This window comes from Rhizobium sp. YS-1r, assembly GCF_000757525.1.
GTDB lineage: Bacteria > Pseudomonadota > Alphaproteobacteria > Rhizobiales > Rhizobiaceae > Neorhizobium > Neorhizobium petrolearium.
Window position 1 is genome coordinate 25,626 of record NZ_JPYQ01000012.1, and the last position, 15,475, is coordinate 41,100.

General features: G+C 62.5%; 15 protein-coding genes. 3 read left to right on the plus strand and 12 right to left on the minus strand.

Annotated elements, in window-relative coordinates:
* Window positions 1-6: 6 nt before the first annotated feature.
* The 6 genes from JL39_RS11270 to JL39_RS11295 form a co-directional block, all read right to left on the minus strand.
* Entirely contained in the window at window positions 7-888 is an 882-nt protein-coding gene (locus JL39_RS11270) for an ABC transporter permease (RefSeq protein ID WP_052182820.1), read from the minus strand.
* Window positions 885-1,952: an ABC transporter ATP-binding protein gene (locus JL39_RS11275; protein WP_037150012.1), complete on the minus strand. Its 1,068-nt coding sequence runs from the start codon at window positions 1,950-1,952 to the stop codon at window positions 885-887. Before JL39_RS11275 ends, JL39_RS11270 begins: the two co-directional genes overlap by 4 nt.
* Window positions 1,953-1,976: 24 nt before the next feature.
* The gene (locus tag JL39_RS11280; protein ID WP_152601106.1) at window positions 1,977-3,059 is read right to left on the minus strand and encodes an ABC transporter substrate-binding protein; all 1,083 of its coding nucleotides are present in this window, start codon (window positions 3,057-3,059) and stop codon (window positions 1,977-1,979) included.
* 131 nt (window positions 3,060-3,190) lie between these two features.
* Window positions 3,191-4,192 (minus strand): dipeptidase, encoded by a 1,002-nt coding sequence (locus tag JL39_RS11285; RefSeq protein WP_037150014.1) that lies wholly within the window; start codon window positions 4,190-4,192, stop codon window positions 3,191-3,193.
* Window positions 4,192-4,827, minus strand: a complete 636-nt coding sequence (locus JL39_RS11290) for a 2-hydroxychromene-2-carboxylate isomerase (RefSeq protein ID WP_037150017.1) — start codon at window positions 4,825-4,827, stop codon at window positions 4,192-4,194. The genes JL39_RS11285 and JL39_RS11290 overlap by 1 nt, the downstream gene beginning before the upstream one ends.
* Complete coding sequence (locus JL39_RS11295) at window positions 4,820-6,286, minus strand: NAD(P)/FAD-dependent oxidoreductase (RefSeq protein ID WP_244446874.1); 1,467 nt, start codon at window positions 6,284-6,286, stop codon at window positions 4,820-4,822. Before JL39_RS11295 ends, JL39_RS11290 begins: the two co-directional genes overlap by 8 nt.
* Window positions 6,287-6,536: 250 nt before the next feature.
* Between JL39_RS11295 and JL39_RS11300 the strand changes: the two genes are divergently transcribed.
* Genes JL39_RS11300 through arsK form a run of 3 tightly spaced genes read left to right on the plus strand, consistent with a single transcriptional unit; the run spans window position 6,537 to window position 9,561 of the window.
* Complete coding sequence (locus JL39_RS11300; protein WP_037150282.1) at window positions 6,537-6,857, plus strand: metalloregulator ArsR/SmtB family transcription factor; 321 nt, start codon at window positions 6,537-6,539, stop codon at window positions 6,855-6,857.
* Window positions 6,858-6,910: 53 nt separating this feature from the next.
* Complete coding sequence (locus JL39_RS11305; protein WP_037150024.1) at window positions 6,911-8,329, plus strand: FAD-dependent oxidoreductase; 1,419 nt, start codon at window positions 6,911-6,913, stop codon at window positions 8,327-8,329.
* Entirely contained in the window at window positions 8,326-9,561 is a 1,236-nt protein-coding gene (gene arsK / locus JL39_RS11310; RefSeq protein ID WP_037150027.1) for an arsenite efflux MFS transporter ArsK, read from the plus strand. The genes JL39_RS11305 and arsK overlap by 4 nt, the downstream gene beginning before the upstream one ends.
* Before the next feature lie 85 nt (window positions 9,562-9,646).
* Here arsK and JL39_RS11315 read toward each other — a convergent pair whose 3' ends face one another.
* The 6 genes from JL39_RS11315 to pstC are packed head-to-tail and all read right to left on the minus strand — an operon-like array spanning window position 9,647 to window position 15,474.
* On the minus strand, window positions 9,647-10,336 hold the full coding sequence (locus JL39_RS11315; protein ID WP_037150030.1) for a winged helix-turn-helix domain-containing protein: 690 nt from the start codon (window positions 10,334-10,336) through the stop codon (window positions 9,647-9,649).
* A 13-nt stretch (window positions 10,337-10,349) separates the two neighbouring features.
* On the minus strand, window positions 10,350-11,036 hold the full coding sequence (gene phoB / locus JL39_RS11320; protein ID WP_037150033.1) for a phosphate regulon transcriptional regulator PhoB: 687 nt from the start codon (window positions 11,034-11,036) through the stop codon (window positions 10,350-10,352).
* Window positions 11,037-11,078: 42 nt separating this feature from the next.
* Entirely contained in the window at window positions 11,079-11,792 is a 714-nt protein-coding gene (gene phoU, locus JL39_RS11325) for a phosphate signaling complex protein PhoU (RefSeq protein WP_037150036.1), read from the minus strand.
* A gap of 42 nt (window positions 11,793-11,834) precedes the next feature.
* Window positions 11,835-12,626: a phosphate ABC transporter ATP-binding protein PstB gene (pstB, locus tag JL39_RS11330; RefSeq protein ID WP_037150284.1), complete on the minus strand. Its 792-nt coding sequence runs from the start codon at window positions 12,624-12,626 to the stop codon at window positions 11,835-11,837.
* 35 nt (window positions 12,627-12,661) lie between these two features.
* Window positions 12,662-14,017, minus strand: a complete 1,356-nt coding sequence (pstA, locus tag JL39_RS11335; RefSeq protein WP_037150039.1) for a phosphate ABC transporter permease PstA — start codon at window positions 14,015-14,017, stop codon at window positions 12,662-12,664.
* Window positions 14,014-15,474, minus strand: a complete 1,461-nt coding sequence (pstC, locus tag JL39_RS11340; protein ID WP_037150042.1) for a phosphate ABC transporter permease subunit PstC — start codon at window positions 15,472-15,474, stop codon at window positions 14,014-14,016. The genes pstA and pstC overlap by 4 nt, the downstream gene beginning before the upstream one ends.
* Between the last annotated feature and the right edge of the window lies 1 nt (window position 15,475).

The window sequence follows — 15,475 nt, forward strand, 5'->3', positions numbered from 1 at the left end:
CCTGCCTCACACTTCGAGCGCGCGCAGCGCACGCTGGTAGAGAAGGATGATGCTGCTGAACAGCACGAGCAGCATGACCGAAAGCGCCGCAGCCAGCGGCCAGTTGAGCGTCACCGTCGCCTCGTTGAAGACTTCCGTGCCGAGGACGAAGACGCGCCCTCCCCCCATCAGTCGCGGCGTCACGAAGGAGGAGATCGCCAGCACGAAGACGAGGAGCGCCGCCGTCAGCACGCCGGGCAGGCTGAGCGGCAGGACGATGCGCGTGAACACCTTGAGCCGGTTGGCGCCGAGCATCGCGGCCGCCTCCTCCAGTTGAACGTTCAGTCGGCCGAAGCCGCTGAGCATGGCGAGGATCGCATAGGGCATCAGGATTTCGATCAGTGCGACGGTGGCGCCGAAGCTGTTGTTGGTGAGACGAATGACGCCATCGGTCAGCGACAGCGCCTGCAGCGTGCTGTTGATGACGCCCCGGTCTCCGAGGATCACCATCCAGCCGTAGGTCCGGACGACGGACGACGTCAGCAGAGGTGCCACCGCGAGCGCCGTCAGCACGCCCCGGAAGCGGCTTTGCGTCCGGGCCAGGAAAAGCGCGATCGGATAGGACAGGATGACGGCGAAGATCGCGACGTTGAAGCCGAGAACCAGCGTATTCCAGGCTACTCGCCAGTAGAACGGATCGAACAGAACGGTGGTATAAGCTTCCGATGTCCAGTCGCCGCCGCTCAGCGCCCCGACGGCCGAAGAGGCGAAGGAGGCACGGAACAGCCAGAGGAGCGGCAGCAGGAAGGTGATGACCAGCGCGACGAGGCCGGGCAGAAGCAGCATGAGGAGGATGCCCCGCGAGGCGGCCGGCGCGCCTCCTGCAGGCGCTGTCACGGCGGCGCTCATGCAGCCTCCCGACCGATGAGGGTCACGTCTTCAGGGGCGACGGTCAGGGTGACCTGATCGCCCTTCTGCGGCAGGACACCCGCATGCGTTGGCAGATCGGCCTGCAGCAGACGGCTGCCGCAGCGCACGCTCAGCGTCAGGATCTGGCCGCGATAGACGATGTGCTCGACGGTGCCGGTAAAGCTGTTCGGCTGGCCGGCCTCTCCTGCAAGAAGCAACCGGTGGGGCCGGACCATCAGCCTGACTGGCGATCCGACAGCGGCTTCGCCGACAAAACGAAGCAGCGGCAGGCCGTCGACAGCCGCCATGCCCGGCCCGGCGACCTTGCCTTCGAAAAAGGTTCCGGCACCGATGAAGGAGGCGACGAAATCGGTCTGCGGCCGGTCGAAGATTTCGCGCGGGGTTCCGATCTGCTCCAGCCTGCCTGCCGACATCACCGCCAGACGGTCGGCCATCGAAAGCGCCTCGTCCTGGTCGTGGGTGACGAAGATGGCGGTCACGCCGGTGCGTGCCTGGATGTCGCGGATTTCGTCGCGCATCTCGTCGCGCAGTTTCGCATCGAGGTTCGACAGCGGCTCGTCGAGCAGCAGGAGTTCCGGCTCGATCACCAGCGAACGGGCGATCGCCGCACGCTGCTGCTGGCCACCGGAAAGCTGGCTGACCTTGCGCTCGCCAAAACCGGCGAGCTTGACGAGGTCGAGTGCCTTCCTGACGCGCTCCTCGCGCTCGGCCCTGCCGACCTTGCGCATTTCGAGGCCGAAGGAGATGTTCTCCGCGACCGTCATGTGGGGAAACAGGGCATAGGCCTGGAAGACCATGCCCATGTTCCGCTTGTAGACGGGAATGGAGGAAACGTCCCTGCCGTCGAGCTTGATCGCCCCCGATGTCGGGGCGATCAGACCGGCGATCATGCGCAGGATCGTCGTCTTGCCGCAGCCGGAAGGCCCGAGCAGGGCCAGCATCTCGCCGCGCGGCAGCGAGAAGCTGACGTGATCCACGGAAGGCTTCTGGGCGCCTGGATAGGTCTTCACGAGATTTTCGATGATGACGTGATGATCAGCCATGACGGCCAGTTCCCTCAAGACAGATCAGTTGAGCGCGATGACTTCGCGGTTGATGCGCTGGATCCAGGCGGAATATTTCTCCGCGACAAAGTTCCAGTCGAGCGACATCTGGGCGGCCTGGGCCTCCTTGGAGCCGTAGATGCGCGCGGCAACCGCGTCCGGCAGGGTCACCTTGGTATTGACCGGTCCATAGAAGCTCTTCTCGGCGAAGGTCGCCTGTGCCTCGGTGCCCAGCGCATAGTTGATGAAGAGCTGTGCCGCCTCGGCATTCTTGGAGTTTTCAACGAGACCGATCGTATTGGTCTGGCCGATCGAGCCTTCCTTCGGCGCGGCGACAGCAATCTTGCCGCCTTGGGTGTCGTGCAGGTATTGCGCGCGGCCGTTCCAGCAGATGGAAAGGTCGACTTCGCCGCTCTGGACGACGGCGTAGCAATCCGGCGCCGGCTCCCAGGTCGAGACATTCGGGGCGATTTCCTTGAGCATGTCGATCGCCGGATCGACGGTGTCCTTGTAGTCGGCGCCCTTCAGCTTGTCGAGGATCGGCAGCAGGATGACGCCGCGCGTATCGCCGAGCTTTGCGGCGATCCTGCCCTTGTATTTCGGGTCGGTCAGGTCGTTCCAGCTTGTCGGCGGCTGCTTCACGCTGTCGGTATTGTAAAGGATCGCCAGATTGTCCTGCGAGAAGGCGACCGCCTTGTCGCCGTCGAGGCGGGCCCAGTCCGGCATTTCGGCAAGGCTCGGGACCTTGGCCGGGTCGAGCTTGGCGAAAATGCCGCTCTTGTTGGCCTTGATGGCGACCGAGACGTCGATCAGGGCCACGTCGATCTTCGGATCGGCCTGCTGAAGCGTCAAAAGGGCGAGCGTCTCTGCGGAATTCTTGCTCTGCTGGTACGTCACCTCGATGCCGGGATATTTCTCCTTGAAGGCAGCGATGATGAATTTTTGGTAATTGTCGGCGAAAACGCCGGAAAAACCGACGACGTTCACCGTTCCCTTGATCGAGGCATCCTGGGCCTGGGCCGCGCCGGCAAATGCGGCAAGGCCGGCTGCAAGAATGCCGGCGCGAAGGAACATCCGCGAAATTCCGTTTTGCATGCGTATCGTCATGTCCGTCTCTCCAGTTTTAGGCATGGCGTGTGTTCTTATATCCCCATGCAGTTCCCTGATCCCGCAAACGCGGTCTCCCACTCGATAAGCCGAGGCAATTTCTTCCTACCGACAGTCCATGCCGGAGAAGATCAGGCCATCGGTGTCCAGGCCGCGTCGAGCACGCGCAGCCAGTTCCTGCCAAGAAGCTTGAGCACCAGTTCCTCGCCCCAGCCGCGTGCCAGCATGCGGGCCGTCAGGTTCGGCATCTCGGTCATCCGCTCAATTCCCTTCGGCTTCGATATCTTCACGGAACCGAATTCGGTCAGCGTGCGCGCGGTGCCCTTGTCCTTGTTAGCCCAGAGCAGCCAGGGACCGGGACGCGGCCGGTCGAGCGAGAAGTCCGTGCCGATGCCGACATGGTCCTCGCCGACGAGGTCGATCACGTAAGACATGGCATCCAGGTAGTCCTCCACCGTCGCGTCGTTGCCGGCGGCAAGGCCCGGCGCGAACAGGCTGACGCCGATCAGGCCGCCCTTTTCGGCGCAGGCGACGAACAGTTCGTCCGGCTTGTTGCGTTTGACGTCCCGCAGCGCCCGCGGCAGGATATGCGAGATGCAGACCGGCTTTTTCGAATAGGCGATGACGTCGGCGCTGGTCTTGTCGCCCACATGGCTGAGGTCGCAGAGCACGCCGACGCGGTTCATTTCCGCCAGCACTTCCCTGCCGAAGCCGGTAAGCCCGCTGTCGACCTCCTCCAGGTAGCCTGCGCCGGAATAGTTCTGGGTATTGTAGGTAAGCTGCATGATGCCGACGCCGAGATCCTTGAAGATCTCCACGTAGTCGAGCTTGTCTTCCAAAGGCGAGGTGTTCTGCCAGCCGATGATGATGCCGGTCTTGCCTTCCGCCTTGGCGGCATGGATATCGGCGACGGTACGGACCGGCCGGATGATGTCGTCGTTCTCGCGCAGGAAGCGCTTCCACTCGGAAACGTAACCGATACCTTCACGGAAATTCTCCCAGAGAAGGGAGGAGACGTTGACGGTCGTCAGGCCGCCGGCGCGCATTTCCTCGAAGATCGACCGGCTCCACTGGCAGGTCTGGAGGCCATCGACGATGATTGCGTTATCATGCAGTTTTCTTGCGTCGGTCATCACGCCGTTTCCTTGCGCATTTCAATGGTCTTGCCGGCCTTCAGGGCGCGGTCGACGAATTCCAGGCGATCCTGCCCCCAGAAGAGTTCCTTGCCGAGGACGTAGGTCGGCGTCCCGAAGACACCAAGCCGTTCGGCCTCCGCGAGATTGCCGTGCCACTCCGCAACGATATCATCCGGCTGCGGATCGGCGACGAGCCCCGCCGCAGTCTCGCCGGCCGTTGCCCGCGCGATATCGCGGAGGGTGGAGAGGTCGGCGATGTCGCGGTCCTCGGCCCAAAGCGCCCGCTGCACGGCGAACGAGAAGGAAATCGCGTCGAGGCCCGCCTTCTGGATCGCGATCACCGCCTGCGCGGCGGGCTCGATCGTGCGGCAGGGGTAGAATTTCGGTTTCAGGTTAAGCGGCATGCCGAGATGGTCCCGCCAGCGGCGCAGTTCTGCCTCGTGGTAGAGCTGACGCGCATCGGGACGCTTGCGCAGCGGGATGCCGCCATTCGCCTCGATGATGCGGATCGGCCTGAGCCGCACGCCTGCGTCATTCTCACGGGCAATCGCAACCGCCCTTTGGGCACCGAAATAGGCCCATGGCGACGAGATGCCGTAGAAAATCTGAAGCTCCGGACGTCGTTCATCCATTGGCAATGCTCATGTCCTCGTCAACATCCGCATCCGTCCATTCGTCGCCTAGAAGTTCCGGCGTATCGAATGCGAGAAAGCGGTCGAGATGATAGGTCCGGTCCTCCACGAAGAGCGACCGCGCGAGACCCGTCGCCAGGCGCGCCGCGCCATCGCTGATCGAAGGTATCCCGCTGGTGATCTTTCCGTGCGAGGGAACCGCCGGATAGGCGAAGCAGGCGACCCGCGAGACCGAGGCGGCAAGACCGGGATCGAGCCCGGGCTTCGGCAGAAATTCGAAAGAAGGGCCGAGATAGGGCGTCGAACCCACACCTTCATGCTCCCACCCGGCGGGCGGAGTGTAAGCGTCGCGCCAGAGCAGGATCTTGCCGGCGAGCGCGGAAAATTCCGGCCGCTTGCCGAAATCGACCGAGAAACCCGTCGCGAAGATCACCAGATCGGTCCGGTAACGCCCCTTCGGCGTCACCACGTCCACCGCATCGCCGGCCTCGACGAGCTCACTTATCGGGCTTGCCAGATGAAAGAAGGCGTTCAGATGGCGCGAGACGCGCAGCACGCTGTGGCGCGGCGGCGGGATCTGGGCCCGTTCGCCGGCAACCATATAGGTCCACTTGTCCGCATCCGGCAGACCGACATAACCCTGCGTCATGCCCTGGTTGCCGACCCCGGTGAATTTGTCGACGCGCGGGATATCGGCACGACGCACAAAGATGTCGACGCGCGCAGCACCCGCCTCCAGGGCGGCTGCGGCATTGTCCATCGCCGATGCGCCGGCGCCGACGACAGAAACGCGCTTGCCCTTCAAGGAAGCCATGTCGATGACATCGGCGCCGTGTTTCACGAAGCGCGACGGCACGCGGGCGGCGACATCTGGAAGCGTCGGAGCGCCGAGCCCGTCGAGGCCGGTCGCCAGAACCACGCGGCGGGCGAGAACCTGCTCCTTCGCTCCGGCCCTTTCGAAGTCGAGGGCGATCAGGCCAGCTTCGCGAAAGCCGATTGCCGACAGGGTGGCGTCGTTGACCACGTCGAGATCGAGGACCCGCCGATACCAGACGAGATAGTCCATCCACATGGGACGTGGAATGAGGCCCATATCGAGATAGGCCTGAGCGCCATATTGCGCCTCGAACCACGCACGGAAAGTCAACGACGGGATGCCGAGCGCCGGCCCCGCGGCATCTTTGCGGGTACGCAGCGTCTCCATCCGCGCATAGGTGATCCAGGGGCCCTCCCGCCCTTTCGGAGCGCGGTCGAAGGCGCGGACATTGCAGATGCCGACCTTCTTCAAGGCGGCCAGCGTCACCAGCCCGCAGAGACCGCCCCCGATCACAGCCACGTCCAGAACCTCGGCACTATCGACTTCGGTCCTAGGAAGCCAGGCCTTCGGCGGCTGGTTGAGCCACAGGAGATCGAGCTGAAGCCTGCGCTCGAGATCTTCGAGCGAAGCTGGTCGGTGCAAGGATGAACCAGAGAGCGTCACGAGCGACCTATAATTCGGAAAACGAATGACACATTCATTACGATACAAAAACAGAAATGTAAAGCGTCTGATGAAAAACGGGGCACATTCGACCGCCGCCTTAATTGTGAACAATCGGGATCGTTGTAAGGACCTGGCAGCACCGGCATTGCATGCCTTGGGCTTGGCAAGGAAGCACGTCCGGCAGAAGTGCTTGACGGGCCACGCTCGGCGCGGTATCGGTATTTCCATGAATATCGAAATAGCGTCCTCACAGATGGAATCCCTGGGCAACCCGACGCGGCTGCGGATTTACCGCACGCTGGTTCGGGCGGGCTTCGACGGGCTCCCGGTCGGCGGCCTCCAACAGCGGCTGGAGATTCCGGCTTCGACTCTGTCGCATCATTGCAGGAAGCTGATCGATGCGGGACTGGTGACGCAGGAGCGAAACGGAACGACGCTGATCTGCCGGGCAAACTACAAGGCAATGTCGGCGCTGATCGGCTATCTGGCCGATGAGTGCTGTGCGGACGGCCGATGCGAGGACGTGGAGGCGGCCGCGGTGGCCTGATTTTTTTGCCCACATATTTCGAATTAACTAGAAATACGGAAGGAGACAGGTAAATGCCTTCGAAGCTACCCATAGCAGTTATAGGTGCGGGTCCCGTGGGTCTCGCCGCGGCAGCGCAGCTTATGAAGCGCGGCCTCCGTCCACTGGTCCTGGAAAGCGGGCCGTCGGCGGGAACGTCGCTGCGGGCCTGGGGGCACGTGCGTGTCTTCTCGCCCTGGCGCTATGTCATCGAGAACTCGGCCGCCGAACTGCTTCATCGGTCGGGCTGGATTGCCCCGGATCCCGAAGAACTGCCGACCGGGGCGGAGATCGTCGAACGGTATCTCGATCCCCTCGCCCGGCTCGCGGAAATCGCCCCACATGTCGCCTACGGTTCGACCGTGACCGCCGTGACGCGCGAGAACCTCGACAAAGTCACCAGCCGGGGACGCGGCGCTTCGCCTTTCGTGATCCGCTATGTCGATGCCTCTGGTGAAGAGAAGGCTGTCCTCGCCAGCGCCGTCCTCGATGCGTCCGGGACATGGAGACGCCCAAGCCCGATGGGCGTGGACGGCCTTCCGGTTATCGGAGAAAGCAAAGCGGGCGGCAGGATCGCCTATGGGATTCCGGACGTATCCGGCGTCGGCAAGCCGGACTATGCCGCTGCATCGATCCTCGTCGTCGGCAGTGGCCATTCCGCCATCAACGTGGTGCTGGCGTTGCTCGAAGTCCAGAAGACCGCGCCGACCACGGCCATATCATGGGCGCTGCGCCGCAATGGAATCGACCGTCTTCTCGGCGGCGGATTGAACGATCAGCTTCCGGCTCGCGGCGATCTCGGGCTGGCGGCGAAGGAGGCGATCGACAGCGGCCGCGTGAAGCTGCTGGCCCCCTTCGCAGTCCAGTCCGTCCGCGAGAATGGCGGCCGCCTCGACGTGGAGGCTTTGCACGACGGCCGGCATGAGCGGCTTGCCGTCGACCGCATCGTGGTGGCCACGGGCTTCCGTCCCGATCTCGACATCCTGAAGGAACTCCGGCTCGATCTCGATCCGGCCGTGGAAGCCCCCCACCGTCTCGCACCCATGATCGATCCGAACCTGCATTCCTGCGGAACGGTGCCGCCGCATGGCGTGGTCGAGTTGACACAGCCGGAACCCGGCTTCTTCATCGTCGGTTCGAAATCCTATGGACGCGCGCCGACATTTCTCATGGCAACGGGGTACGAGCAGGTCCGCTCGGTCGTGGCGGAACTCGCAGGCGACAGCAACGCCGCCCGCGAGGTGCATCTCGTTCTCCCGGAAACCGGTGTCTGCAGCGTAACCAATCCAGTGCTCGCAGAGGCAGCGTCCGGTGGCTGCTGCGGTGGTCCTGCTCTTTCTGAAGTCGACGCGTGCTGCATCGCCGACATGAAGGCCAAGACTGATGGCAAAGCTGGTTGTGGCTGTGGTACATCCACTGCGGTGGAACGGAACGATGTGGAACCTGCAGAATGACCGAGCGGAAAGCTCCCGCGCGCCTGATCTGGGCGCTCGGCGCAACACAGATCATCGGCTACGGTACCCTTTATTATTCCTTCAGCATCCTCGCGCCGGACATGGCACGAGACTTCTCCATCCAACAAGACAGGCTTTTCGGGCTGCTATCGGTGGCGCTGCTGGTTGGCGGACTGTTCGCACCGAGAGCGGGAAACTGGGCGGACCGGTTCGGAGCCGGCCGGCTCATGGTCCCCGGTTCGCTTGCTGCCGCCATCTCGCTTGGCTGCGCGGCCGCATCGCCGAATGCGACGACGTTCGGTATTTCACTCGTCGCAATGGAGATCGCCTCCAGCTTCGTTCTCTACAGCACGGCATTTGCAGCGATCGTGCAGGTTGGAGGCAGCAAGCCACAGCGCAGCATAACCCATCTGACGCTGATCGCGGGATTCGCATCAACGCTCTTCTGGCCGCTCACGGCAACACTGCATGACTATCTCGGCTGGCGTGAGATCTACCTCGTCTTCGCGATCCTGAATATCGCCGTGTGCCTTCCGATCCATTGGTGGGTCGGGAGACTGCCCCGCGACGTGCCCGAACCACGGGCATCAGTAAATCAATCCGGAGCGATGGCCGTTCAGCCTGAAGCCGGCCCCGCGTTCAGTGGCGTCTTTATTCTGATGCTTGCGGGCTTTGCCCTGGAAGGATTCGTGCTGGCCTCCGTGCTGGTCCACATGGTTCCGCTGCTGACAGCACTTGGGCTTGGCACGGCAGGCCTCATGGTCTCCACCCTCTTCGGTCCCTCGCAGGTCGCCAGCCGCCTCCTGAACATGATCTTCGGAGGGCGCTTGTCACAGACGGTGCTCGCCGTGATCTCCGCGGGATTGCTCGCCGTCGCCCTTATCGTCCTGATGGCGACAAGTCCGTGGCTCCCCGGTCTCATCGCATTCGCGATCCTGTTCGGTCTGGGATCGGGGCTCGCAAGCATCGTCGGGGGAACGCTTCCACTGGAGCTTTTCGGAAGGCACGGTTATGGCGCACGGCTCGGCTGGGTGACCGCCGCACGCCAGTTTTCCTCAGCACTTGCCCCCTTTGCGTTCGCTGTCATGCTGGGAACTTGGGGGGTCGGCCAGGCAGTATCGATCAGCATTCTGGGAGGCGCGGCGGCCGTCGGCCTGTTCGGAGCGATCGCCTTCGCCCGCTACAGAGCAACAAGACCAGCAGCTGGACCTTTCGGTGGTTCGCAGGCCTGACAAGACACGACAAACAGGAGATGCAGGCCCCTCGGCGAAGCCCTAAAGAAAAGCAGCATAGGCCTTCCAACGATCGCGAGAAAATTCAGACGTCGCCGAGGGCGTAGCCCGCTCCGCGGACGGTCCGGATCACCTGGTCAGCCTTGCCCAGGCTGATGCCCTTCCGGAGGCGACCGATGTGCACGTCGACGGCGCGCTCGTCCACGGTTGCACCATCACCCCAGAGCGACCTTTTCAGCTCCGTCCGCGAATAGACCCGTCCCGGATACCGCATCAGGAACTCGAGAAGCCGGAACTCGGTGGGGCCGAGCCTGACTTCCTTCTTCTGCCTGTGGACCCTGTGTGCTTCGCGGTCGAGGGTCAGGTCTCCGACCCTGATCATATGGCTCAGAAGATTCGGATGCATGCGGCGAAGAAGGTTCTTCACCCTTATGGCAAGCTCGACGGAGGGGAATGGCTCTACGAGGCAGTCATCCGCGCCGGCAGCGAGACCCGTCAGCCTGTCGCTCTCGCTTTCCGCCGGAACAAGCAGGACCACGGGCACCCGCATCGTTGCTGGTTCGGTACGAAGTCTTCGGCAGATCTCGATGCCATTCAGCCCCGGAAGGGACGAACTCAGCACCAGTACATCGGGAAGGCTCGAAACCAACCGCTCCATCAGCTCGGAGCCCGCCGAAAGCAGCGTCACGTCGAAACCTTCATCGACAAGGGAGAACCGCAGCACTTCGCGCAGCGTTTCATCGCCATCGATCACCACGACAACTCGCGCTCCCATCGCGGTGCTCTCCCTAGTGTCCTTCCATCGAGTATCCGGCGCCGCGGACGGTGCGGATGACATCCTGCATGTTGGAGAAGTTGAGCGCCTTCCTGAGGCGTCCGACATGCACGTCGACGGTGCGCTCGTCCACATAGATGTCGTGGCCCCACACCCCGTCGAGAAGCTGCGAGCGCGAGAAGACCCGGCCGGGCGCGGCCATCAGGAATTCCAGAAGCCGGAACTCCGTCGGGCCGAGCCGCACTTCGCGGCTCTTGCGATGCACCCTGTGCGTCTCCCGGTCCAGCTCGATGTCGCCGCAGCGCAGGACGCTCGACAGCACTTCCGGACGCGCGCGCCGCAGCATCGCCTTCACTCGCGCCATCAGTTCCGGCGTCGAGAACGGCTTTACGACATAGTCATCGGCGCCGGTCGCAAGCCCGCGGACCCGTTCGCTCTCCTCGCCGCGCGCCGTCAGCATGATGATCGGCAGTCGCTCCGTCTCCGGCCGCATCCTCAGCCGCCGGCAGAGTTCGATGCCGGAAACACCGGGCAACATCCAGTCGAGGATCAGAAGATCCGGCGTGCGTTCCTGAAGCCTGATCTCGGCTTCATCCCCGCGCAGAATCGTCTCCACCTCATAACCTTCCGCTTCAAGGTTGTAGCGAAGAAGCACGCTCAGCGCCTCCTCATCCTCCACGACCGCGATCTTCGGCTGCATTCCGTCTTAGCTCCGTCACCATTCCATCGTCATTCGGCGCCATTATTCCGTGATCGCGCCGAGCGTGTTCGACGTATCGTCCTTCGGACGCTCGCCTTCCGGCTGGGCGCCGGTCGTCATGTAGTAGATCGTCTCGGCGATGTTGGTGGCGTGGTCGCCGATACGCTCGATGTTCTTGGCACAGAACAGAAGATGCGTGCAGGTGGTGATGTTGCGCGGATCTTCCATCATGTAGGTCAAAAGCTCGCGGAACAGCGACGTGTACATCGCGTCGATTTCCTCGTCGCGGATGCGGATCGCCTCCGCCTTCTCGGCCGAACGGCTCGAATAGACGTCCAGCACTTCCTTCAGCTGCGTCAGCGCCAGGTCCGACAGGTGCTCGATGCCGCGCGCGAGCTTGCGCGGCACACCGGTGCCCTGCACCGCGATCACCCGCTTGGCAGTGTTCTTGCCGAGGTCGCCGACCCGCTCCAGATCGGAGGCGATGCGCAGCGATCCGACGATGTCGCGCAGGTCGCCCGCAACCGGCTGGCGGCGGGCGATCGTCACGATCGCCTTGTCGCCGATATCGCGCTCGGCATGGTCGAGGATCACATCGTCGGAGATCACCTTCTGGGCAAGGGCGGCATCGGAATTGACCAGTGCCCGCACTGCATCCGCGCACATCTGCTCCGCAAGCCCGCCCATCTCCGAAATCCGGCGGCTCAGATATTTCAGTTCGTCGTCATAGGCAGACAGGATATGTGTCGAAGACATGGTCTTATCCTCAGATTGTCAGAAAGGGCCCGCAACCGGCGATCAGCCGAAGCGGCCCATGATGTAGTCCTGCGTACGCTGGTCATCCGGATTGGTGAACATCTTGTCGGTATCGTTCTCCTCAACCAGGTTTCCGAGATGGAACATGGCAGTGCGTTGCGATACGCGGGCCGCCTGCTGCATCGAGTGCGTCACGATGACGATCGTGAAGTTTTCGCGCAGTTCGTGGATCAGCTCCTCGACCTTGGCGGTGGCGATCGGATCGAGCGCCGAACAGGGTTCGTCCATCAGGATCACTTCCGGGCTGACGGCAACGGCGCGCGCAATGCACAGGCGCTGCTGCTGACCGCCGGAAAGGCCCGTACCTGGGCTGTCGAGACGATCCTTCACCTCGCCCCACAGTCCTGCCTTCTGCAGGGCCGAAGACACGATATCGTCCAGCTCCGACTTCTTTCGCGCCAGACCATGAATGCGCGGGCCATAGGCGACGTTCTCGTAGATCGACTTCGGGAAAGGGTTCGGCTTCTGGAACACCATGCCGACCTTGGCGCGCAGCTGAACCGGGTCCACCTTGGGATCGTAAATGTTCTCCGAGTCGATCGATATGTTGCCCTCGACACGGCAGTTGGCGATCGTGTCATTCATCCGGTTGATGCAACGCAGGAACGTCGACTTGCCGCAGCCCGACGGACCGATGAAGGCTGTAACGGACCGAGGGCGGATATCGATATTGACATCCTTGATGGCGTGCTTTTCGCCGTAATAAACCTGCACGTTACGGGCGGAAATCTTCGGTTCATTCATGAGTGGAGCTTTCGTCGGCGTCGTCGTCATCGTCGTTGAGATATTATTCATCATTACACACCCCTTTACCAACGGCGCTCGAAGCGGCGGCGAAGAATGATTGCGACCAGGTTCATTAGGATCAGGAATACCAGAAGCACGATGATGGCACCGGACGCACGTTCGACGAATGCCGGGTCGCCGCGCTGCGTCCAGTTATAGACCTGGACCGGAAGCGCCGACGCCGGATCGAAGAAGCCATCCGGCGGACCGGCGGGATATTCGCGCACGAAGGCGACCATGCCGATCAGCAGCAGAGGCGCAGTCTCCCCGAGAGCTCGGGCCAGCCCGATGATCGTCCCCGTCAGGATACCGGGCATCGCCAAGGGCAGAACATGATGGAAGATGGACTGCATCTTCGATGCGCCAACACCGAGCGCTGCGTCGCGGATAGACGGTGGAACGGCCTTGAGGGCGGCGCGAGTGGCGATGATGATCGTCGGCAACGTCATCAGGGTCAGAACAAGCCCCCCCACAACCGGCGCCGATTGCGGCAGACCGAAGAAATTGATCAGTACGGCAAGGCCCAGAATACCGAAGACGATCGAGGGAACCGCGGCAAGGTTCGAGATGTTCACCTCGATCAGATCGGTGAAGCGGTTCTGCGGCGCAAATTCCTCAAGATAGATTGATGCAGCCACGCCGATCGGCAGCGACAGGACGAACACGATCAGCATCATATAGACGGAGCCAATGACCGCAATCCCCAGGCCCGCCGCTTCAGGCCGGGTATCGGAGGCGTCCGGCGCCGTGAAGAAGCTCCAGTTGAAACGGGTCGTCAGAATGCCCGCCTCCTTGAGCTTGTCCGCCAGCATCAGTTGGTCGGGGGACGTATTGCGGTCGAGCTTCGCGCTCTCCATCGTCACGCGCCCCTTGTAATATCCGTCGATACGGCCCGCGGCCAGAAGATCAAAGGAATGGGTCTGGCCAATCACCGACGGATCGGCCATCACAAACCTGCGGAGATCGGCGGGAGCCTCCTTGGAGATCAGCTCGGCGGCGGCCTTTGCGTTCATGCCGTCGATGGTGATGCCCTTCTGCGCCATCGCGTCGCGGAGCGCCTTCTCGATGATGGGCGCATATCCGAAGGTCGAGACCTTCGCGATGTTCTCCGGCTTGCGATCGCCGGCCTTGTCGAGAACGGCAGCGTCGAGATTGACGTTGAGGGTGATGTAGGTCTGCTGGAACGACGACAGGCCGTTCGACAGGATGGACAGCAGGAGGCCGATCAGTGCGACGATACCGATCGCCACGGCGATCTTGCCCATCAGGCGAAACCGGGCCTCCGCATTGTTGCGACGACGGGTTCGTTCATCGAGGGCAAGAAGGGACTTTCCCTTTGCCGGAACGGCTGGGTTGCCGAATACGGTCACGTCGGTCATTCGTACTGCTCCCGGTATTTGCGCACGATGTAAAGGGCCAGCACGTTCAGCCCAAGCGTTATGACGAAGAGGGTCAGGCCAAGCGCGAATGCAACCAGCGTTTCGGGGCTTCCGAACTCCGTATCGCCCGTCAGCTGACTGACGATCTTGACGGTGACCGTTGTCATCGCCTCGAAAGGATTGAGGTCAAGCTTCGCCGCAGCGCCCGCGCCAAGGACCACGATCATGGTTTCCCCGATCGCGCGACTTGCCGCCAGCAGGATTGCACCCACGATACCGGGCAAGGCGGCCGGCAGAACGACCTGTCTGATAGTCTCCGACTGTGTGGCCCCCAGTCCGTAGGAACCGTCGCGAAGGGCCTGGGGCACGGCATTGATAATGTCGTCGGAGAGCGAGCTGACGAAGGGAATGATCATGATTCCCATCACCAGGCCAGCGGTCAACACCGAAGACGAAGAGGTGCCGAGACCGAGCGGCTGCGCCAGCCAATCGCGCAGGAAAGGACCGACGGTGACCAGGGCGAAGAGGCCGTAGACGATCGTCGGGATGCCGGCCAGAACCTCGATCGCAGGCTTGACGATACCGCGCGTCGTCGGCCCGGCATATTCGGAAAGAAAGACCGCGATCATCAAGCCAAGCGGAACGGCGACGATCAAGGAGATGATCGACACATAGAAAGTGCCCCAGAGCAGCGGCAGAATGCCGAGATCGGAGCCTCCGCGGAACTGGGGATTCCACACGGTGGAGAAGAAGAAATCCTGCGCCGGATAACGCTGGAAGAACTCAAAAGTCTCGAAAATCAACGACCCGACAATGCCGATCGTCGTCAAGATAGCGACCAGGGAGGCCCCGAGAAGCAACGACTTGACAAAACTCTCGCTGATGTTGCGCGCACGCAGCTCCGGCTCTATCCGCCGGTAGGCAAGCATGCCGAGAACAACGGCCATTGCGAGAACCACAACCGTCATCATTAGATTGCCGGTCCTGGAGTTCTCCCTGAAGGCCTTCGCCGCCTCGAAGACCTCAGACGGCACGTCGCCGCCCAAGGCCACCCCAACTTCCGCCAGGCGGCCGCGAACATTGTTGAAGTCCAGCGCTTCGATGGGAACATCCGCTCCCCTCTGCCCGTCCCGCGCCAGAACGGCATCGAGACCGCCCGCGATGCGACGTACATCGGACATGACCAGGCTGCGCGCACCGCCCTCCGGGATTACGCTGTCGGGGATCATGCCACTCACGCGGCTCTCGACAATCCCCGGCTGAACAAACAGCCAGGCGACCAGAACGACAAAGGCCGGAACGGCCGTGAACAATGCGACGGTCTGGCCATAATAACCGGGAAGGGAATGGAGCTTGACCCCACTCTTCGCGGCAAGAGCCAGCGCCCGCCGCCTGCCGACCACATGACCCAGTGCCGCAAGCACCGCCAGTATTAGGATAATGATGCCCACGTCCATC